Origin of the sequence: Apibacter sp. ESL0432 (assembly GCF_019469225.1) — a bacterium.
GTDB lineage: Bacteria > Bacteroidota > Bacteroidia > Flavobacteriales > Weeksellaceae > Apibacter.
This window is the reverse complement of record NZ_CP048266.1, coordinates 767,061-789,701: the sequence shown is the minus strand read 5'-3', so window position 1 is coordinate 789,701 and position 22,641 is coordinate 767,061. Positions and strand designations below refer to the sequence as shown.

Sequence of the window (22,641 nt, the reverse complement as noted above, 5' to 3'; positions counted from 1 at the left end):
AAAAAGGAAAACTTTATAAATAATTTGTCTGAAAATTAAATAGGATTTCCATTTTATAAATAAGTGTATGTAATAAAGCTTATCATAAAATAAAACGACTTTACTTACAGTCTGTAAGTAAAGTCGTTTTGTATGGTAAGTATTTAAATTTTTAGTTTTCAAGAGGAAGGAATCCATAATTTTTAGAGTAGAACAACATTTCTACTGCAAATGATTCCGGATAAGTAACTTCAATGTCAGTTATTTCTCCTTGTTCATTGGTTTTAGGAACTAAAATAGGATTGATGAAACCTTTATATGCTGCGGTATTAAATTTAGAATTTCTTTTTAAAACTTCTGCATGTAATTCTTTATCCACTTTTACTCCATACGTTTCCACTAAATTTTTTGCAGCATTATAATCTCCTTCAGATTTAATTCTTTGAGTTTCTTTCAGTAATTCTCCAAATAAATTGTGAAGCTTTTCGTAATCATTAATTTTAAAATAGGTTTTACCATCTTTAACCACTTTTTCAATTACATTATCTTTTTTACCTTTTTCATACGCCCACGCACTAACCCATTGACGATTTCTCATATGTGCTTCTTCTATATCTCTACCCGGTTCAATTCTAACTAATTGAGTCATTAATCCGTTTCGTATATAATCATTATAGGCTGTCATTCCTACTTTTTTCCAGTCATCTACTAATCCTAGCTTTTGTAATTCCGGATCATATAAATAATACAACCCTACTAAATCTGCTCTTCCCTCTTCCATAGTAGATGCATAACTTTTTAAAGTTTCTTTAGGGGTTCCGACACCTTGATTAATTTGTCCCGAGGCATGACCCACAACTTCATGTAAAGCTGTATGCAGTTTATCTGCTAATTCTCCGTATTTTTCTGATAATTCTATTTCTTCTTGGCTGTATGCAAATTCTTTTAATTTTTCACTTCCTCCGGCTAAATTATAAGCGTCTATAATATTACCTAAAGAAACCGACTTTGAGCCATATTCCGCACGGATCCAATCCGCATTAGGTAAATTTACTCCAATCGGAGTACTGGGTGAAGAATCCCCCGCTTCTGATGCTACATTAACTGTTTTATACGATATCCCTACTACATTTTTCTTTTTATGTTCCGGCATTAAAGGAGAATGATCTTCAAACCATTGTGCATTTTTGGATATAACTTCCATTTTTGCCGACATGTCAAAATCTTTGATTTGAACGATATTTTCATAAGATCCTTTATGACCAAGCGGATCATTATACACCTCTACAAATCCGTTTATATAATCTATATTTCCTTTAGTTGCTTTAAGCCATGCTATATTATATTCATCCCAAGTTTTTAAATCTCCTGTTCTGTAATATTCAATTAAAAGTTTCAAGGCATCTCCCTGTTCTTTATTTTCAGCTACGGTAACAGCCTTATCCAACCAATAGATTATTTGATCAATAGCTGAACCGTACATTCCCCCGCTTTTCCAAATCTTTTCTTCTAAAGTACCTTTACTGTCTTTAACTAATTGGGAGTTTAAACCAAAAGATAAGGGACGAGAAGCATCCGAACTTTTTTTAGCTGAATAATATTTCTCCACTTCCTTTTCGGTAATTCCTTCTCCATAAAAATTTACTGCAGATCCTGAAATTAACCCTTTGGATTCATCAAGATTTACTTTTTTAGAATCTTTTTCATTGAATAAAATGGAAACGATCTGAGAATCCAATGAAGTTTGAGTTTCTTTCAATAACTCCTCAAAATATGCTTGGGTAAATTCAGGCATAATTTTATCGTTCGAATAATGATGATGAATCCCATTTGAAAACCAAACCCTTTTTATATATACTTCAAAATTGTTCCAATCTTTAGAGGTTTTATCTCCTTTATAATTTTGATAGATGGATTCTAATGCTTTTCTTATTTTTAAATTATATTTATAGTTTTGGTCCCAAAGGATATCTCTACCTGCTAATCCGGCTTGAGAAAGATAATAGACCAATTTTTTTTCATTTAAAGACAACTTATCCCATTCAGGTATTCGATATCTTAAAACTTCAATATTGGCAAAACGATCGACTTTATAATTAAAATCTTCTTCACTAATTTTTTCGGTTTGCTCTGAATGTTTTGATTCACAAGACCCCAAAATTATTGAGGCAGCAAGAATACCCGCAACAATATTAATTTTCATCTTTATAATGTTTATATGTTAATTATGTTAACAAAGATAAAAAACTATATGATAAGGAGAGTATAGTTCTCAAATTTATTATAAAATGAATGGGATAAGTTTATAATTAAAAAAATAATACTCAATACGTTATATATTAACCTTAAAAGAATATTACTTTTTAATAAAACTGATATAAGAACCTTCCATAAAACTATTTACCACTACAATTGGGATTTATATCTAAATTTTCTAAACGGGTAAAAACCGGTATACTCTTCTAATTTAGGACGCAATCTATTTAAAAATGAAAGTTATTATCTCAATCAAGAAAAATATATTACAAAAGAGTATTCATAAACTGAATTTAATTTTAAACGTTTAAAACTTATATTATATGGAAGTGAGTAAGTATATTATTACTAAATTTTTTTATTAAATACAGGCTTAATAAAAAGAAGACTTTATTTATAAATAATCTTCTATTTTTGCAGTTATTAATGTGGCATGAAAATTACATTATTATCGATTGGCAAAACCAATTCTAAAGAATTAGTATTTCTAATGGAAAATTTAGAAAAACGCTTACCCGCTTTCATAAAATTTGAACGCAAAGAATTGCCGGATGTAAAAAATTCCAAGAATCTTTCAGAAAATGAATTAAAAAATGCGGAAGCAGAGTCCATTCTTTCTTTTTTGGATTCGGGAGATACACTCATAATTTTAGATGAAAAAGGCAAAGAGTTTACTTCGACTGAATTTTCATCATTTCTGGAAAAGCAAATGAATAATTCTGTTAAACATTTAGTTTTTTGTATTGGAGGAGCTTATGGATTTTCTGACAAGATTTATAATCTAAATCCTCAAAAACTAGCTTTATCCAAAATGACATTTACGCATCAGATGGTGCGTTTGTTTTTCGTTGAACAATTATATCGCGGCTTTAGTATTTTACAAGGCAAACCTTATCACAATGAATAATTATCTTAAATTAAAATGGTATGACATAGTTTTAGCTCTTATCTTATTTTTTTTGGGAGCTTTGGTACTAAGTCCTCTATTTTCAATTCTAGCTAAAAAACTACATACCAATCCCTACGTTTTTACCCCGATTCTAACCATTGGAAATTATTTTATCGTCTTTTTAGTCTATTATTTTGTGGGATTGAAACCCAGAAAAGAACGTTTTATAATCAGTTACTCACTTAAGAATAGTAAACTCTTCCCTATTGCCCTTTTGTTATTTTTTGGACAATATTTAGTTTCAGAATTTTTAACCGGATTAATACCTACTCAAGGCGGAATATTCGAAAAAATGTATAAAACCATGTCGTATGCCTTATTGGGTAATGCCGGTAATTATCCTATAATTACCTTTATATCGGTATGTATCGTTGCTCCAATTTTTGAAGAATTATTTTTTAGGGGATTTATTTTAAAGGGAATGCTCAATAATCAAATTAAACCGCAAAAAGCTATATTAATATCAGCCTTAATTTTTGGAGGAATCCATATATTTCCTTGGCAAGCAGTTGGTGGAATTTTAGCAGGAATTGTCTTAGGAATTACTTTCTATAAAACAGGTTCCCTACTTACATGCACACTACTTCATTGCATTAATAATACGATAGGTTTTATATTTTTTATACGATATAAATCATTGGAATCACCCGAATTAGGTTTTAGTAATTTTACTCTGTTTATTGTTGGTATTATTATAATAGCTATATTTGGATGCATTTATATGAAATTAACAAAAAATCAATCATGGAAATCCTATTAGCTACACAAAACGAACATAAAAAAGCTGAAATAATTGAAATTTTACCCGAAAATTTTCAACTTAAAACCTTTGCTGATTATAATTTTGAAGGCGAAATTGAAGAAACAGGTACCACTTTCCGTGAAAATGCTTTTATTAAAGCTAAATTCGGGTATGATTTAACTCATATACCTTGTTTTGCAGATGACAGCGGATTAGTAGTTGAAGCTTTAAATGGAGAACCCGGAATCTATTCTGCGCGTTATGCAGGCACCGGATCTTTTAAAGATAATATTTCTAAAGTGCTAAAAAGTATGCAAAATAGTACCAATAGAAAAGCATATTTTATAAGCGTAATCTGTTGGGTAAATAATGAGGAAGTTAAATATTTTGAAGGTAAAATTTTTGGAACTATTACTACTTTAATCAAGGGTGATGGTGGGTTCGGATATGATCCGATATTCATTCCTGACGGATATTTGAAAAGTTTCGCAGAATTTTCACCTAAAGAAAAAAATATGATAAGTCACAGAGCTATTGCTTTACGAAGATTTACCAATTTTTTAAAGTTATATTAGTTAACTTTATACTATAAATGATCCGTTATATTTTTTACTTTAATTAAAGCAATCATTGAATTTCATTTTCTTAGCATACGTTGATATTTCAATTAATGGAAAGATGCACGAGTCTTATGAAAAAATATTTCAATTATAATTTGATTTAAAAAAGTAGGATCATGAAAAAATATTTTCTGAAAATATGTCTTGCGGTATCTATAATTACCTCGGCTCAGAATTTAGAGATCGTTCCATTAGGAGTATACGGAGGAAGTAATGAGAGTAATCTTTCTTCTTATCTAATTGCTGAAGAAAAAACATTCAATTATTTAGCTTTGGATGCCGGAACTATTTATAGTGGTATTAATAAGGCAATTGAAAAAGGAACCTTTACCAATACTACAATTGAAAATGTATTAAAAGATAACATCAAAGGATATTTTATATCTCATGGCCATTTAGACCATTTATCAGGAATGTTGATTAACTCTCCCGAAGATTCCTCCAAGCCAATTTATGCAAGTAAGGAAACCATAGATGTTTTAAAAAATAAATATTTTACCAATGCTGCTTGGATCAATTTTGCCAATGAAGGCGAAAGTCCGATTCTAAATAAATATCAATATGTATACACAGAAATAGGAAATGCATTCCCTATTCTTAATACCCATTTAACGGGTACGGTTTATGAATTAAGTCATGTAAAACCTCTTAAAAGCTCCGCCATATTAGTAGAAAATAATACTCGGGCAGTTTTATATTTTGGCGATACCGGAGCAGACAGAATTGAAAAATCCGATAAACTCAAAAAAATTTGGAACCTTATAGCTCCTAAAATTAAATCAGGAAAATTAAAAACCTTTCTGATTGAAGTTTCATTTCCTAATTCTCAACCTGAAGAATTATTGTTTGGTCATTTAACGCCCAACTTACTAAATGAAGAAATGAAAAAATTAGCTCAATTAGTAGGAAAAAAAAATATGAAAAAACTTACAATTATTGTTACCCATATCAAACCCAAAGGAAATCATGAACAAATAATTAAGGAACAATTAGTAAACAATAATCCATATTCTATCAATTATATATTTCCTAAACAAGGAGAGCGTATTATTTTGAAATAGTTGATAAAAATAAGAACCTCTTACATCTTTCTGAAAAATATTTTTACAGTTTATTATTTCAAACATTTCACATTCTCAATCTAAACTTATTTTTGTGTTTTACCATCAAAAAGTTTATAAAATAAATTAAAACCAATAAATAAATTTATTTTAAAAATAAAAATTACAAATTATATTTACATTTAAGCTAATTTACTTTAATTTTACAAAAATTAATAAACAAAAAAAATGTGTGGATTTGTAGGAATTTTCGATTTAAAAGAAGCCGGTGAAACAATAAGACCTCAGGCTTTAAAAATGGCAAAAAAAATTCGTCATAGAGGTCCGGATTGGTCCGGAATCCATTGCGATAAAAATGCAATCCTTGCTCATGAAAGATTATCCATCGTTGATATTGCTTCCGGTGGTCAACCCTTATATAGCAGCGATAAAAAATTGATATTAGCCGTAAACGGTGAAATTTACAATCATAAAGAAATTAGAAAGAAATTTAAAGGAAAATACGATTTCCAAACTTTATCTGACTGTGAAGTTATTTTAGCTTTATATAAAGAAAAAGGGGTTAAATTATTTGAAGATATTACAGGAATTTATGCCTTCGTTTTATATGATCAAGAAAAAGATGCTTATTTAGTTGGCAGGGATCATATGGGAATCATTCCTTTATATATGGGATATGATGAAAAAGGGCAATTTTATGTAGCCAGTGAACTCAAATCGTTGGAAGGAGTTTGTCCGGATATCAAAGAATTTGAACCGGGAAAATACTTATACAGTCCGGAGGGAGAAATAAAAACTTGGTATCATAGAGATTGGATGAATTTTGATTCTGTGAAAGACAACATTTCAGACATTCAAAAATTAAGAAAAGGATTAGAAGATTCTGTACACAGACAGTTGATGTCTGATGTTCCTTACGGTGTTCTTCTATCCGGTGGATTAGACTCATCCATTATTTCAGCTATTGCAAAAAAATATGCAAGTAAAAGAGTGGAAGATAACAATAATTCGGATGCTTGGTGGCCTCAACTGCATTCTTTTGCTGTAGGACTGAAAGGTGCTCCGGATTTGTTGGCAGCCAGAAAAGTGGCAGACCATATCGGGACCGTACATCATGAAATTCATTTTACCATTGAAGAAGCTTTAGATGCGATCAGTGATGTCATTTATCATATTGAAACCTACGATGTTACAACGGTTCGTGCTTCTACCCCCATGTACTTATTAGCCAGATATATAAAATCTATGGGAGTAAAAATGGTATTATCGGGAGAAGGATCCGATGAACTTTTCGGCGGATATTTATATTTCCACAAAGCACCTGATGCTCAAGCATTTCATGAAGAAACCGTCAGAAAATTAGATAAACTCCACCTTTACGACTGTCTTCGTGCCAATAAATCCTTAATGGCGTGGGGAGTTGAAGGACGGGTTCCTTTCTTGGACAGAGAATTCATGGATATTGCCATGACTTTAAATCCTAAAGATAAAATGTGTGGAAACGGAAAAATTGAAAAGCATATTTTAAGAGAGGCATTCGAAGATTATTTACCTGAAGAAGTTGCTTGGAGACAAAAAGAACAATTCTCTGATGGAGTGGGTTATTCTTGGATTGATACATTAAAAGAAACGGCTGATAAAAAAGTTTCTGATAAACAAATGGAAAGAGCATCCGAACGCTTTCCAATTAATCCACCAATGTCAAAAGAAGAATATTGGTTCAGAAGCATATTTGAAGAACATTTCCCTTCTCAAGCAGCAGCACAAACGGTTCCTTCTGTACCTTCTGTAGCCTGTAGTTCTGCCGTAGCTTTAGAATGGGATGAAGCATTTAAAAATAACCCTGATCCATCAGGTAGAGCCGTAAAAACGGTCCATACTGATGCTATTTAGGTCAAAATTTCTCTTTCATGGCTTTTATTATTGATAATAAAAGCCATTCTATTCTACTACTATCCCATTTGGAAATAAGTTTTTCTTTTTTAGATAATTATATATTTTTGGAAAAAATATGCGTAAAAAGAGTTTTATCTTTAATTTTCTATTTTCTCTAACGGATTGTACCACATAATCACTTATGGTTTCTTGATTAAATACAGAAGCCGGAATTTTACTTTTTAATGTTTTAATGGCTTCATTATAATTGGTTGCTTTGCTTTGACTTAATGATTTTCCGTCATGAATTCTTCTATATTTGTATAAGGGTTGATTGAAATAATAAAAGCTATAATTTTTTACTGCAGCTCTTGACCAGAAATCCCAATCTTCTGCATACGACAAAGTTACATCATAGCCTCCATTATCCTCCCATACCTTTTTTTTATAGATACTTGAATTGGGTAAAAAACATCCGCTATTTATTAACCGTAAACGGTTATATTTTCCTGATTTATTATACCTGTTCTCACTTCCGAAAATTATATAATCTCCATAGAGAATGTCAATAGTTGGATCATGAATAATCTTATGTAAAGCTTGATCATAATAATTTCCATTCATTATATCGTCCGAATCGAAAGGTAATATATATTGACCTTTTGCATTTTCAATACCCGTATTTCTTGCCCTGGCTACTCCTCCATTTTCTTGATTTATAATTGTATATTTTTCTTTGTAATCTTCCAATATTTTTAAAGTCTCCGAATCTGTTGATCCGTCATTTACTAATATGACTTCATAAGGATATGAAAAATTTACCTCTTCAATACTTTTAATAGTTTCCTTCAAATAAATTCCTGAATTAAAAACCGGAACAACTATAGATAAAATAGGATTTTCTTTCATATTACAAAAGTAATTTTTTTATGGGATTGAATTTTATATTCCAACAAAATAAAATTAAGATCATTACCATGACGATAAATTATCTGTTTTAGTGACCCTTAATTTTATTAGTTTTAAACACAATATAAGTATGAATATTTTTACAATTGATTCATATACTTTATACTATCTTTTAGATTGTGCAATTGGTAAAATAAGGATAATTGGAACCGAGCTTTATTTAAATAATGGGTTGAATGAACCATTTGACAAGGCTTGGTTTTTAAGAAATTTGATCAACGTTATAAATTTAAATAATTATCAATAAGCTCAATAAACGGGATCTATTGGGAAACTTTAGAAATCTTTTATAATGGATATTTTTTAACTCATGTTATGAATTTATGAGTAGAAAAAATTTATATCTTATTTAATATACTGATTTAAATTACGATAAAGTTTTCGAAATGATAGCATCTGAAAATCCTATTTTTTTATAGATTTCCAATAATTTTTTGGCTGAATCGTAACTACTTACTTTCCCGCTGGTATATATGTATAAATTGTTATCCGTTTTTTGTCTTATTACATTATTTAATCCCCTGAAAATAGCATCTCTTTCTCTGTATTTTTTAGGTGATACAAATAATTCAATGGTATAGTATAGACCGGTTACCACTTCTTTTTCATTAAATTCAACTATAGAAGCATCTGTAAACCCGGCTTCTTTGGCAATTTTTAATGTCGCTTCACTTTCAGATCGTAAATTGGTACTTCCTGCATAATATATATACTTACCGTTTGATTTAACAATTTCAACATTTTTCATACCTCTAAGTTGCAAGGAATTAGGACTGTATCTGTTGAATGATGCTAAGAATTGTACCTTTAGTGATAAGTTACTGTCCACCGGATTTTCAACAACTTGTTGAATTTCTTCCTCCGCTTTTTTCTCTGATTTTTTATCGTATTCCTTTTTATAGCTTAAAAAAGCTTCGTATATATCTTTAGCTATAGTATTTTGTCCATCTTCTGAAGCTAAATATTGCCCTTCTTGAGGATTAGAGATAAATCCGGTTTCAATTAACACTGAAGGCATGGCTGTTTGAACTAAAACCAAAAAACCGGCTTGTTTTACTCCTCTGGAAAATCGATTTTCTTTTTTAAAATTATTTTCCACATAGCTGGCCATTTTTAAACTGTTTTCTAAATATATGTTTTGCATCAATGTGAGGCCTATTACCGATTCGGGTGATGAGGGGTTGAATCCTTCATAAGTCGTTTGATAATCTTTTTCCATATAAATAACTTCATTTTCCCTTTTTGCAACATCAAAATTATCTCTATTTCGATGAGCTCCCAGAACAAAGGTTTCCGTACCGTACGGGGCACTTTTAGGGCTTGAATTACAGTGTATGGAAATAAATAAGTTGGCTTTTCCTTTATTGGCAATATCTGCGCGGGTCATTAATGGAATAAATTCATCAGTTTTTCGAGTATAAATAACTTCTACATCTTTATTATTATTTTCAATCATGGCTCCAACTTTTAAAACCAATGAAAGATTTACATCTTTTTCATTGGCATAGGCTCCTCTGGCACCATTATCATGCCCGCCATGTCCGGCATCCAAAACTAAGGTAAAATCTTTTTTTTGTGAAGATAAAGAGCCGGTGAAAAAAATTAAAGTTATTAGTAGTATATTTTTTAAGTTAAATATTGTTAAAACTCTCATTAATTCTTTTTTTTGATTAATTTTGACAGCAAAATTTTTTCTGAATTTATATGCTTTGATCAATTCAAGTTTCAAATATAATATACTTTATTTATTTTTTCTAATTTTTAACATTCTCTTAGCACAGGAAAAAAGAGTTAAAACCCTTTCTGACACTGTAAAAATCCCTACTGATTCCATATCAGTCAATAAAGAAAAGCTTGAAAATATTGTGGACACTAAAGGGGATGAAATTCGTAATGTTTTTTCAAAAAAATTAACCTATCTGATCCATAATGCACAAGTCAGCTATCAAGATATGACTATTAAGGCAGATTATATTGTTATGGATTGGAATACCGGAGACATTTTAGCTCGTGGAAAAGTAGACAGTTTAGGACGAATTATTGATAATATAAAATTTATTCAGGGAGGAAAAGAGTATGAATATACGGAAGCCCAATTTAATATGAATACCAAACAGGGTACGGCTTTTAATATTCGAACGGAAGAAGATGAAATGGCAATTATTGCTAAGAAAGCCAAAAGAATGAATGATGAAGAATATTATATGAGGGGGGGATTTATGACTACGGATGAATATTTTAAAGCAAAGAAAGATTCTATTCCTGATTATGGTTTATCGACCAATAAAATGAAAGTTATTACCGGTAAAAATCAAAAAACCATCATTGCAGGACCTACCACGATGTATATTGAACAAGTACCGACTCCGTTCATTTTACCCTTTTTATATTTGCCTTCTACGGGCAGCAATCGACAGGCGGGAATTTTAATTGGAACGTTCGGTGAACGGCAAAATAAAGGATTTTATTTGGAAAGATGGGGAATTTATGTTCCCATTGGTGAATATTTGGACTTAGAAAGCCGTTTTGGATTTTATACTAAAGGAAGCTGGATGATTGATAATCGATTAAGATATTTGAATCGTTACAAATATTCCGGTAATTTAAATTTTATTTATGAAAAAAATATAAACAGTACCAAAGGACTGGATGATTATTCAGAAATTGAAAATTATCGTATTACATGGTCTCATTTACAAGATGCCAAAGCTAATCCAAACTTGTCCTTTAACGCATCGGTAAATTTTATGAGTCAGAATTACTATAACAACAGCATATATAATCAAAATGCTTTACATGGTAATGTAAATAATAATCAAACATCATCATCAATTTCTTTGGTTAAAAGATTTAATAATAATCCCTTAACTATTTCACTTAATACCTCCGCTTCGCAAAATATTTCAACCGGTGATGTAACCATGGTACTTCCTAATGTAACGGTTACGATGCCTCAAATTTATCCTTTTAAACCTAAATTAGGACCTAAGAAAACCATTTGGCACAATATCTATATGGATTATAAAATGAATCTTCAAAATTCATTGAATACGACTACTGACGATATGTTTACGTCAAAAATGTTTAAAAACTCTAATAACGGAATGAAAAATTCCACCAGTTTTGGTACTACTTCCACGCTTTTTAATTATTTTCAATTAGGTATCAATGGTAATTATCGAGAAATCTGGACTACAAAGACTATAAGAAGGGACTATAATGCTTCTACGGATAAGGTTGAAACATTTAATAAAGATGGATTTAAAACTTTCCGAACTTTTGACGGGTCCCTTAATTTAACAACGACTTTGTATGGTATCGCCAACTTTAAAAAAGGAAGTATGATTCAGGCAATTCGACATATGATATCTCCTACGATCAGCTATGGTTTTATGCCTGACTTCTCTAAAGATTCTTGGGGATATTACGGTACGTACACAGATAAAGATGGAAAAAAAGTAAAATATTCTTATTTTGAAGGAAATGTCATGGGTAATCCTTCCAATTATGAAAACAGTTCCATAAATATTTCCCTTGCTAACAATCTTGAAATGAAGGTTAGAAATAAAAAAGAATCCAACGGTTTTAAAAAGATAAAAATATTCGAATCTTTAAATATCAATACATCTTATAATTTTGCTGCAGATTCTTTGAAATGGAGTCCTATTAATGCTTCGGGTTCATCTTCTTTATTTAATTCTAAATTACGTGTTAATTATGCCATGAGGGTAAATCCTTATAAAATAGTATTTGATACTCCCGAATCAACAGTAGGTCATGCTATTGATAAGTTTGGATATTTCACTATTGCCAGTTATACGATGGGACTAAATTTTTCTTTGGATGAATCATTATTTGGTGAAAAGAAAGTAATTAAATATAAGAAGCAAGGAACAGTTAGATATGAAAAATACTACTTTGATGATGAAAATTACGCCCATTTCGATATGCCTTGGAAATTGGACGTAGGATTGAATTATGCTTCTACAAAAGAATATAATAGAAATACTAATGTAACTGCTACGGTAAATCTTTCGGGAGAAATCTCCCCTTCTCCGTATTGGAAAATTACTGCATCTACTAATTACGATTTGGAAAGTAAAGAATTCGGATACACTCGACTAGGATTTATGAGAGATTTGAGAAGTTTTAATATTAATTTTAATTGGGTTCCCATTTCTTCAAGTTATAACAAAACATGGAGTTTTTATATAGGAGTAAAAGCAGCCATATTAAAAGATGCGGTAAAATACGAGGCTAAAAATTTCAATGACAATGCAAGTTTTTAAAAAATTTGTATATTTAATTCATGATTAAAAAAATAATTAATACTGAAAAAGCTCCTGCAGCTATTGGACCTTATTCTCAAGCGATTAAGGTTAACAACTTTTTATTTGTTTCCGGACAAATACCGGTAGATCCGCAAACCGGTGAAATTCCTGCTTCCATTGATGATCAAACTCATCAGGTTATGAAAAATATTGAAGCAATTTTAAGTGAAGCTAATTTAAATTGGAATAATTTGGTTAAAACTACCATCTTTCTTCAAAATTTATCTGATTTTGCCACGGTTAATGAAATATATGCTTCTTATTTTTCTGATGCGTATCCGGCCCGTGAATGTGTACAAGTCTCAGCCTTACCCAAAAATGTTTTAATTGAAATTTCAGTTATTGCTACAGAATTATAAAACGAAATGATAAGAAATACTCTTGCAGTTATATCCGGGCTTTTAGTAGCCATTACAATAATTACTCTTTCTGTTATGATAAATTCTTATTGGATACCTTATAATTATAAAGGTCTTCCTATAGAATATTGGAGATCCATTGTTCGTACTGCTAAAGGCGAATTCTTTATAGCTTTATTAATTTCTTCCGGGATTGGTTCTCTCTTAGGTGGAATAGTTTGCGCTTTATTAGTAAAAACAGCAAAAACTGCCTATGCTATGTTGATCGGATTTATACTTTTACTAACTGCTATTATTTCTGTTTTTACATTTAAAGGACATCCCACCTGGTATATAATAAGTATGTTTTTTATATTTTTTCCATTCTCTTGGCTAGGGGCTAAAATAGTGGAATGGTTACAAAATAAAAAAATAATTGATTCACAAAAAAACAAGTAATTCTACATTCGTATAGTTTTCATTAACAGCTCCACTACTTCGTAAGCAGCCGGACATATGACCGTATTTTTTAAGGTTAATTTATTAATCTGATAGAATTTTTTACGATCCGTATGGGGGTATTCTTTACATGCTTTTGGACGTACTTCATAGATGGAACAATAATTGGAACTGTCTAAAAACGGACAAGGCAATTGTTTAAATATCCAATCATTTTCTTCATCTTTATACAAATATTGATCTATAAAATCAATCGGTTTCATTCGTAAATATTTAGATATTCTTTCAATGTCTTTTTCCAAAAACAAAGGTCCGGTAGTTTTGCAACAATTAGCACATTGTAGGCAATCTATATGTGAGAAAATTTTATCATGAATTTCGATTAATTCTTGATCCAATTTTTTGGGCTTCTTATTTTTGAGTTTTTCTAAATATTTTTTGTGTTCTGAAGCTTTTTTTAATGCTTCGTTTTTATATTTATCTAAATCCATAAAACTTTTATGTATATTATTTAACTTAAAATATTAGCCCTTTTTAATTGAAAAAGGATGATATTTTTCTATCGTATCTCTTAGTTGTTGATTATCTAAATGGGTATATATTTCTGTTGTGGTAATACTTTCATGTCCCAGCATTTGCTGAATTGAACGTAAATCGGCACCATTTTTCAGTAACACCGTTGCAAAAGAATGCCTGAATGTATGGGGGGAAACTTTCTTTTTGATTCCGGCCTTTTCTGCAATATTTTTTATTATTATAAAAATCATTTCACGTGTTAGCTGCCCTCCTCTTCTATTTAGAAAAAGTATATCTTCACATTTAGGTTTCGGGTTTAAATGAATACGAATTGAGTCTTTATAAAGATTTATATATTTAATCGTCCAATCCGATACAGGTACTAATCTTTGTTTATTCCCTTTTCCGATAACTCTAATAAAATTTTCATCTAAATATAAATCGGAAAGTCGTAAATTAATTAATTCTGAAACACGAAGGCCACATCCATATAATGTTTCAATAATGGTACGGTTCCTCTCTCCTTCTGATTGGGATAAGTCTATTGACTGTATTATAGTTAATACTTCTTCATGGCTTAGCACGTCAGGAAGATATAGGCCAATTTTAGGACTTTCGAGCAATTCTGCCGGATTATCTTGCCTTTTTTCTTCTATTTGCAAAAATTTAAAAAAAGATTTTAATGATGATATTACTCTAGCTTGAGACTTGGCTGAGGAAGATTTTTTTGCAAAATCATAAATAAAATCTTGAATTAAAAATCTATCTATAGTATATGGGGTAATGGACGTATCATGGTCGGTAAATTTTATTAGTTTTTTGATATCTCTTATATAAGCTAATTGTGTATTTTGAGAAAGGCCTTTTTCTAATAATAAATATTCTTGAAAATTATTTAATGCTAAGTTCCACTCCATGGTAACAAAATTAAAATTTTATAAAAATATCTTTAATAAATAATCAACCTAAATAAGCAATTTAATTATCCTTATTTTAATACATTTTTGTAATTTTGATGAATAAATATAGAAAAATGTTTTTCAACTCTTTTGAATACGCAATTTTCCTCTCAACTATTTTTATTATTTATTGGTTTATTTTAAATAAAAATTTAAGGATTCAAAATTTATTTGTTTTACTTGCAAGCTATTATTTTTATTCTTGTTGGGATTGGAAATTTTTATTTTTACTTGCTTTTTCAACAATACTTGATTTTACTAGTGGACTCAAAATTTACGAGTCAAATACACAAACAAAAAAAAAAATATGGTTAATAGTTAGTGTATCTATTAATTTAGGTTTTTTAGGTTTTTTCAAATATTATAATTTTTTTATTGAATCTTTTGCTGATTTAATTCAAAAATTGGGTTTTACTGCTCATTATTCAACTTTAAATATAGTTTTACCGGTCGGCATTTCATTCTATACTTTTCATGGTTTATCTTATGTATTTGATATTTACAACAAAAAAATCAAACCTACGCATAATTGGATTGAATATGCCTTATTCGTAAGCTTTTTTCCACTCCTGGTTGCCGGACCTATAGAAAGAGCCACTCACTTACTCCCTCAAATTGAAAGACAAAGAAAATTCAATTATGAACTTGCTGTAAGCGGTTTAAAACAAATTTTATGGGGGTTATTTAAAAAGATAGTAATTGCTGACAATTGTGCTAAAGCAGTCAATTTAATTTTTAATTCCTATGAGAGTCAATCGGGTGGAACTCTTTTTTTAGGTGCTATTTTGTTTTCATTTCAAATTTATGGTGATTTTTCAGGGTATTCTGACATAGCTTTGGGTTCAGGAAAGCTTCTTGGTATTAAGTTGATTAAGAATTTTAATTATCCCTATTTCTCAAGAAGTATAGCTGAATTTTGGAGAAGGTGGCACATTTCTTTATCATCATGGTTTAAAGATTATCTGTATATTCCTCTAGGTGGAAGTAAAGGTGGAGTAATTAAGAGAATTAGAAACACTTTTATAATCTTTTTAGTTAGCGGTTTTTGGCATGGAGCAAATTGGACTTTTCTAGTATGGGGAGGATTAAATGCTCTATTTATTATGCCATCTATTGTTCTTAAAACTAACAGAAAAAATTTAGATATTGTTGCAAAAGGTAAAATTTTACCCAGTTTTAATGAAACTTTTAAAATACTATTTACATTTTTACTATCTTCATTTGCTTGGATTTTTTTTAGGGCAGAGTCTTTGAATCAAGCATTTAGTTATATAAATAGAATGATTGTCTTCCTTAGTTTACCGAATTTAAATTCATTAAATATATTTATTTTTCCGCTTTTAATATTTTTTATTGGGGTAGAATGGTTAGGTAGGGAGAATAATTATGCTATTGAAAAATTGTTTTATAAATCTAAAACTATTTTTCGATGGAGCTTTTATTATTTTATAATAATCTTATTGATTATTTTTGGGCAAAAAAATTCTCAAGAATTCATATATTTTCAGTTTTAATTGCTAATGATAAAATTCATCTATAAATTTATTGTTTTTTTTATACCTATAATATTTTTTTCTTATATTATAGATTATATCGTATCAAAAAAAATCAGAGAATCAGGAATAGGTGATTTTTCCGTTTGGGAAGATATTTATAAAGGCAAAATAAATTCAGATATCGTAATTTATGGTTCTTCGAGAGCTCTGAATCATATCGATCCTATTATTTTAGAAAATAAATTTAATACTACTTCTTATAATTTAGGAATGGCCGGACAACATGTTTGGTTGCAAAATTTAAGACATTTAGAATTTTTAAAATTCAATAAAATTCCAAAAGTTGTAATTTATTCTTTAGATGATTTGTTTTTTAGTAATCCTGAAGGAATTTATCAACCGGATCAATTTTCACCCTATTTATTTTGGCCCGAACATAAAGAAATTAAAGAGCAAATGTCTGTCTTTAAATTCCCTCATTTTACTTTTTATGATTATAACTTTCCATTAATAAGATATATAGATTCATTTTATGCTAAAAAAATATTTGAAATAGGAAACAATTTTTGCAACTCATTTTTTAATAAATTTTATTTAAAAATAAACGAAAAAAATATAAAGGATACTGAAAAATTACTATCAATTAATGATGATGTTGTTAAAATTCCTGATGGAAGAATTAAAGGTTTCCTCCCTATCGATTCACATTGGAATAATGACTTAGAAAAAGCCTTATTTTCTGAAGAAAATATCGAAGTTTCAATAAATAAAAAGGGTATTTTATTATTTGAAAAAATTATTAATGAATTGAAAAGTAAAAATATATATATTATTTTAGTATATACTCCTGAATACATTGAAGGACAAAAATTTGTTAAAAACAGGAATCAAGTAATTAAAATATATAAAGATATTTCAAGTAAATATAACATTCCATTTTTCAACTATTCAGAAGACTCTATGTCATTTAATAAAAGCTATTTTTTTAATTCGTTACATCTAAATGCCAATGGTGCTGAACTATTCTCTAAAAAATTAGCAAACGATTTATATCCTATTTTGAGTAAGGTTCTCAATAAACATTAACAAAATATAATTAAATTAGCTTTCGAAAATAATTTAAGAAATTAATTTTTTTGTGATTTTCTAGAAATAATAAAATTAATTGGAAGTACAATATAGATATACATTTTATTAATAATGATATTGAATAATTTATAATAGTACATTTTTATCTTATCATCCGAGCTCTATTAGTTAAGAATAATTGATAAATAAAAAATAATGTTCATAATAAAGATAAAGTAAAAAATTTTATAATTTCTATAGTTTCTATATATATAAAATGAGTTTAAAAGATTTACAACTACAAGTTGACCAATGGATTCAATCATATGGCGTAAGGTATTTTAACGAATTAACCAACATGGCTCAACTCACTGAAGAAGTGGGTGAAGTCGCCAGAATTATATCCAGAAGATACGGAGAACAATCTGAAAAAGAGTCCGATAAAAACAAAGATCTAGGTGAAGAATTAGCTGATGTTATTTTCGTTGTAGCTTGTTTAGCCAATCAAACAGGAATTGATTTGGAAAAAGCTTTTCAAAAAAAATTAAAGTCGACTACTCAACGCGACAGTGAAAGACATCATAACAATAAAAAATTACAATGAGGGAAATTTCAATCAATCTTTCCGGTTCAAAAAGTATTACCAATCGTGTATTAATATTAAATTCATTGTTCAATAATTCTCTACAATTACAAAACCTATCTAAAAGCCAGGACAGTCAAATGATGAAAGAAGCTCTTTCTTCTAAAGAGCATTGCATTGATATACATCATGCCGGTACAGCTATGAGGTTTTTAACTGCATTTTTTTCAATTCAAGAAAATAGGGAAACTATCCTTACCGGTTCTCATCGAATGAAAGAACGCCCTATAAAAATTTTAGTGGATGCGTTAAATCAGTTAGGAGCAAATATTTCATATGTTGAAAATGAAGGATATCCTCCGTTAGAGATAAAGGGGAAAGGAATTAAAAGTAATATTATTAATTTACCGTCTAATATAAGTAGTCAATATATAACTGCTTTATGCTTGATAGGAACTAAATTAGAAAAAGGTTTAGTTATAGAGTTAGAAGGTAAAATTACTTCAAAACCTTACATTACTATGACTCTCCAGATTTTAAATAAAATAGGAATTAAAACCTTGTTTAACCAAAATAAAATTACAATATACCCGGTCAGTGAGATAAAAAATCAACCATTTATAATTGAAAGTGATTGGTCCTCTGCGTCTTATCATTATTCTATATGTGCTTTAAGCGAAAATTTAACTATTAAGTTAAAATATTTATTTGAAGATTCATTACAGGCAGATAGAAGAGCAGTGGATATTTATCAAAAATTTTTTGGCATTACTACTACCTTTAACACAAACGAAATAACCTTATGTAAGCAACCCAATTTTGAATATCCTAATTTTATAGAATTGGACATGAATGATTGTCCTGATATTGCGCAAACGGTAGCTTTAACTGCCTTTGGTCTACGTATTCCTATAAAAATTACGGGACTTGAAACTTTGAAGATCAAAGAAACCGATCGTTTAGTTGCACTAAAAAATGAAATAGAAAAATGCGGAGGTAAGGTAGAAATTACTGATAATTCTTTTACTCTTCTTAAAGTCAATTCTTTTAATGCTAATCAAAAAATTGAAACTTATAATGATCATCGAATGGCAATGAGTTTTGCTCCTTTAAAATTACTGTTTCCTTTAGAAATCAAAAATCCGGATGTAGTTGTAAAATCATATGTGGAATTCTGGAATGATATGCAATTTTATGGAATAAAAAATCACACATATCCTAAATAATTAATACATTTCAATATTTGAATGCTTTTATATAAAATATTTAATATAAAATTAAAATAGTACCTTTGGTTTTTTTATATATCTATGATTTATAAAGTTTCTGTAATTGTACCTGTATATAATGTTGAACCCTATCTTCGTAAATGTTTAGATTCGCTTATAAATCAAACATGTAAAGAAATAGAAATAATTATTATTAACGATGGATCTACAGATAATTCACAATTAATCATTGACGAATATGCGTTAAAATATGATAATATAAAAACTATTGTTCAAAATAATAAAGGGTTAAGCGAAGCTAGAAATACCGGGATAAAACATTCATCCGGAGAGTTTTTGGCATTTGTTGACAGTGACGATTGGATTGAAAAAGATATGCTACATGAAATGATCAATCTAGCCAAAAAACATTCAGCAGACATAGTTTTATGTAGTCTTCAAAATATAAATGATCAAGGCAAAATAATAAAAAAATTACCTGAATTACACCAACTTCCTGAAAGGATTGATCTTACACAAGATTTCACAATATTTGGGGAAATGTCTTGTTTTGCATGTAATAAAATTTTTAAAAGGGAACTATTTAACGACATCTCTTTTCCTAAAAATATGCATTTTGAAGATGTAGCTACGATTCCTCGATTATTTTTAAAAGCCCGAACTGTTGCTAAATCTAATAAATATTTTTATCAATATCTAGTCAGAACAGGTTCAATAACCAGAAACTATACAATTAAAGGTATAAATATGTTTGATGCAATAGATATGGTCAAGCGTGATTTTATTAAAAGTGTATACGTTAAAAACCTTCAAGATTGGCATAAGTTTATTATCTTTCAAGGATTTTATTGTTTTTTAGCCTATTATGCGTATGTAAAAAATTCAACTAGTAGAAACCAAATGTTTGCTAAACTCAGAAAAATAATAACAAGTGAACATATAACCAAAAAGCAAATTTTTACTTATAACAGATTTAAAAAAAATTATCTATGTTCATTAAGTTTAAAAAAAATAGTATTTTATGTATTACAATTAATTAAATTATAATTTAATGCTTCATCCTGTCTATTATATTATTTTATTTGTAATAACTTTTTTCTCATATATTGAAATATTCAATAATGGTACTAAGGCTAAAATAAAAGTACCTTATATTGTTATGTCTTCACTTTTAATATTTCTGTGTGGAATACGTGTTGCCCAAGGTGCCGATTATTGGCCCTATTTTAAGCTATATATGGGTATCAATAAATATGTAAAATGGGACAAAGTTTTTAATGCAGATATTGAAGTAACTTATGTGATAATATCAAAAATTTTGGGGTATTTTAAAATGCCCTTCTTTGCATTATTATTCATTTTTGGACTTATTTCAGTTTCTTTAAAAACATATACCTATTATAAATATTCTCCTTACCCTATGTTATCGCTAATGTATTTTTTTATGCCCAGTTATTTTTTTAGTGATTCCGGGCATATTAGACAAGCAGTGTCGATAGCATTTTGTTTATATTCCTATCAATATATTGAACAAAGAAAATTATTAAAATTTTTAATTTGTGTTTTTATTGGATATTATTTTCATAAAACATCTTTAATATTTATTCCGGCCTATTGGATAACTAGATTAAATCTTTCAACTTTTTCCTGTTTTTTAATCATAATTTTTGCTATAATTATATCTCCTTTTAAACCTTATTTAATTTTTGAAAATTTATTTTCCAATATTTCATCTGATCTTATATCTGAAGCTACAGGAGGATTTTATTCTTATCGAAGTTTGGAAGGAACAGGATGGGGATTAAATGATATTGTAAAACTAATTTTTATAACTATTTTATTAGTAAACGATAAATATATTTGTAATACAACTACTAATCCTAATTATAAAATGATAAGAAATTTAGTAGTAACCTATTATTTCTTATTCTATTCTTTACGAGAAAATTCAATATTTTCAATAAGACTTCCTACTGTATACGGTGATTTTTGGACTATACTTATAGCGATGATCATAAAATATTCTAAAAATAGCTATCGGATTATGATATATTATTTTTTAGTTGTATATATTTATTTGATGAGTTGGAGATTTTGGACTAATTCTGTTGCTTTAGGATTCGATAAAATGTCTACTATATTTAGTGAAAATGTTGATATAAAATATTTTATTCCATATGAAATCATTAACGAAAATTAATTTAGGCGATAAATTTTTTATAAAAATATTTGATCTTTTAAGTTTAAATTATATTAGAGCCATCGGCTACTTATAAAATTATTAATTAATAAATAATTATCTAATGGATAATATGCCATCCGTTTCAATTATTACAGCAAATTACAACTCTGCCGTTTATATTGTTGATACCATCGAGTCCGTTTTAAATCAAACGTATAACGATTGGGAATGGTTGATTGTTGATGACGCTAGTACTGATCAATCTATTGAAATAATAAAAAAATATGACGATAAAAGAATTAAACTTATTGCATTAAAAGAAAACTCCGGAGCAGCTCTTGCTCGAAATCATGGTTTAAATAATGCTCAAGGAAGATATATAGCTTATATTGATAGTGACGATATATGGCTACCTAATGCTTTAGAGGAAAGAATCAATTACTTAAAAAGAAATAATGAGGAAGCTGTATACACCTCTTATAAAAGGGTTGATGAAAATTTAAATCCCAGACTTACTGATTTTATTGCTGAAGATTCTATCAACTATAATCGTCTGTTATATAATTGCCCTGTATTTATTTCAACTTTAATATATGATTCTAAAAGAATAGGAAAAATTTTTTTTCCAAATGTTTATAGAAGAGAGGATTATGCAATGATCCTAAACTTATCTAAAAAAATAAAAAACATACGAGCATTAACTTTGCCTATGGTGATTTATAGAATAAGACATAACTCTTATTCAAGAAATAAGTGGTTAATGTTAAAACTCCAATTTCTAGTTTATCATAAATTTTTAAATCTACCATTATATAAATCTTTATTTTATACCGGACATTGGGCTTTTAATGGGTTAAAAAAATATAATAAATTTAGTATTGCACTTAATGATCACAATATGTAATATACTTTTATATACCTTAAATACACACTATTATTTGATTAGTAAATGAATAATTTTAACTATTAAAATCTTAAATAATAAAATCTCCCTACTAAAAATAGCAGGGAGATGTCATTTTATTAAAA

Annotated in this window: 20 protein-coding genes; 15 read left to right on the top strand and 5 right to left on the bottom strand. The window is 28.8% G+C overall.

The window, feature by feature from the left end:
- Window positions 1-151: 151 nt before the first annotated feature.
- A complete protein-coding gene (locus GYM73_RS03285) occupies window positions 152-2,182 on the bottom strand; it encodes a dipeptidyl peptidase 3 (protein WP_220234127.1) in 2,031 nt (676 codons plus the stop codon).
- A gap of 486 nt (window positions 2,183-2,668) precedes the next feature.
- Here GYM73_RS03285 and rlmH point away from each other — a divergent pair, with 486 nt between their 5' ends.
- The 5 genes from rlmH (at window position 2,669) to asnB (ending at window position 7,500) form a co-directional block, all read left to right on the top strand.
- Complete coding sequence (rlmH, locus tag GYM73_RS03280) at window positions 2,669-3,142, top strand: 23S rRNA (pseudouridine(1915)-N(3))-methyltransferase RlmH (protein WP_160556348.1); 474 nt, start codon at window positions 2,669-2,671, stop codon at window positions 3,140-3,142.
- A complete protein-coding gene (locus GYM73_RS03275) occupies window positions 3,135-3,944 on the top strand; it encodes a CPBP family intramembrane glutamic endopeptidase (RefSeq protein ID WP_220234126.1) in 810 nt (269 codons plus the stop codon). Before rlmH ends, GYM73_RS03275 begins: the two co-directional genes overlap by 8 nt.
- On the top strand, window positions 3,929-4,501 hold the full coding sequence (gene rdgB, locus GYM73_RS03270) for an RdgB/HAM1 family non-canonical purine NTP pyrophosphatase (RefSeq protein WP_160542336.1): 573 nt from the start codon (window positions 3,929-3,931) through the stop codon (window positions 4,499-4,501). Before GYM73_RS03275 ends, rdgB begins: the two co-directional genes overlap by 16 nt.
- 161 nt (window positions 4,502-4,662) lie before the next feature.
- A complete protein-coding gene (locus tag GYM73_RS03265; RefSeq protein ID WP_220234125.1) occupies window positions 4,663-5,607 on the top strand; it encodes an MBL fold metallo-hydrolase in 945 nt (314 codons plus the stop codon).
- A 228-nt stretch (window positions 5,608-5,835) separates the two neighbouring features.
- A complete protein-coding gene (gene asnB, locus GYM73_RS03260) occupies window positions 5,836-7,500 on the top strand; it encodes an asparagine synthase B (RefSeq protein WP_220234124.1) in 1,665 nt (554 codons plus the stop codon).
- A 48-nt stretch (window positions 7,501-7,548) separates the two neighbouring features.
- On the opposite strand, the gene GYM73_RS03255 is transcribed toward asnB, so the two are convergent.
- Complete coding sequence (locus tag GYM73_RS03255) at window positions 7,549-8,391, bottom strand: glycosyltransferase (RefSeq protein ID WP_220234123.1); 843 nt, start codon at window positions 8,389-8,391, stop codon at window positions 7,549-7,551.
- 427 nt (window positions 8,392-8,818) lie between these two features.
- Complete coding sequence (locus GYM73_RS03250; protein WP_160542341.1) at window positions 8,819-10,105, bottom strand: N-acetylmuramoyl-L-alanine amidase; 1,287 nt, start codon at window positions 10,103-10,105, stop codon at window positions 8,819-8,821.
- Window positions 10,106-10,127: 22 nt separating this feature from the next.
- Here GYM73_RS03250 and GYM73_RS03245 point away from each other — a divergent pair, with 22 nt between their 5' ends.
- Genes GYM73_RS03245 through GYM73_RS03235 form a run of 3 tightly spaced genes read left to right on the top strand, consistent with a single transcriptional unit; the run spans window position 10,128 to window position 13,579 of the window.
- Complete coding sequence (locus tag GYM73_RS03245) at window positions 10,128-12,740, top strand: putative LPS assembly protein LptD (protein WP_220234122.1); 2,613 nt, start codon at window positions 10,128-10,130, stop codon at window positions 12,738-12,740.
- Between the two features lie 23 nt (window positions 12,741-12,763).
- Window positions 12,764-13,141, top strand: a complete 378-nt coding sequence (locus GYM73_RS03240; RefSeq protein ID WP_220234353.1) for a RidA family protein — start codon at window positions 12,764-12,766, stop codon at window positions 13,139-13,141.
- A 6-nt stretch (window positions 13,142-13,147) separates the two neighbouring features.
- Window positions 13,148-13,579: a hypothetical protein gene (locus GYM73_RS03235; protein WP_105297028.1), complete on the top strand. Its 432-nt coding sequence runs from the start codon at window positions 13,148-13,150 to the stop codon at window positions 13,577-13,579.
- A gap of 2 nt (window positions 13,580-13,581) precedes the next feature.
- On the opposite strand, the gene GYM73_RS03230 is transcribed toward GYM73_RS03235, so the two are convergent.
- The gene (locus GYM73_RS03230) at window positions 13,582-14,070 is read right to left on the bottom strand and encodes a YkgJ family cysteine cluster protein (RefSeq protein WP_166006659.1); all 489 of its coding nucleotides are present in this window, start codon (window positions 14,068-14,070) and stop codon (window positions 13,582-13,584) included.
- A 33-nt stretch (window positions 14,071-14,103) separates the two neighbouring features.
- Window positions 14,104-15,012 (bottom strand): site-specific tyrosine recombinase XerD, encoded by a 909-nt coding sequence (xerD, locus tag GYM73_RS03225; protein ID WP_220234121.1) that lies wholly within the window; start codon window positions 15,010-15,012, stop codon window positions 14,104-14,106.
- A gap of 116 nt (window positions 15,013-15,128) precedes the next feature.
- Here xerD and GYM73_RS03220 point away from each other — a divergent pair, with 116 nt between their 5' ends.
- From GYM73_RS03220 to GYM73_RS03190, 7 genes are all read left to right on the top strand, one after another.
- Window positions 15,129-16,568: an MBOAT family protein gene (locus tag GYM73_RS03220; protein WP_220234352.1), complete on the top strand. Its 1,440-nt coding sequence runs from the start codon at window positions 15,129-15,131 to the stop codon at window positions 16,566-16,568.
- A 6-nt stretch (window positions 16,569-16,574) separates the two neighbouring features.
- The gene (locus tag GYM73_RS03215) at window positions 16,575-17,636 is read left to right on the top strand and encodes a hypothetical protein (protein ID WP_220234120.1); all 1,062 of its coding nucleotides are present in this window, start codon (window positions 16,575-16,577) and stop codon (window positions 17,634-17,636) included.
- A 259-nt stretch (window positions 17,637-17,895) separates the two neighbouring features.
- Window positions 17,896-18,222: a nucleotide pyrophosphohydrolase gene (locus GYM73_RS03210; RefSeq protein ID WP_160542348.1), complete on the top strand. Its 327-nt coding sequence runs from the start codon at window positions 17,896-17,898 to the stop codon at window positions 18,220-18,222.
- Complete coding sequence (locus GYM73_RS03205; protein ID WP_220234119.1) at window positions 18,219-19,427, top strand: 3-phosphoshikimate 1-carboxyvinyltransferase; 1,209 nt, start codon at window positions 18,219-18,221, stop codon at window positions 19,425-19,427. Before GYM73_RS03210 ends, GYM73_RS03205 begins: the two co-directional genes overlap by 4 nt.
- An 84-nt stretch (window positions 19,428-19,511) precedes the next feature.
- A complete protein-coding gene (locus tag GYM73_RS03200) occupies window positions 19,512-20,477 on the top strand; it encodes a glycosyltransferase family 2 protein (RefSeq protein ID WP_255571015.1) in 966 nt (321 codons plus the stop codon).
- 112 nt (window positions 20,478-20,589) lie between these two features.
- Complete coding sequence (locus GYM73_RS03195) at window positions 20,590-21,630, top strand: EpsG family protein (protein WP_220234118.1); 1,041 nt, start codon at window positions 20,590-20,592, stop codon at window positions 21,628-21,630.
- Between the two features lie 103 nt (window positions 21,631-21,733).
- Window positions 21,734-22,516 carry a glycosyltransferase gene (locus GYM73_RS03190; protein WP_255571014.1) on the top strand — a complete coding sequence of 261 codons (783 nt, stop codon included), beginning with the start codon at window positions 21,734-21,736 and terminating at the stop codon, window positions 22,514-22,516.
- The last annotated feature ends 125 nt before the right edge of the window (window positions 22,517-22,641 follow it).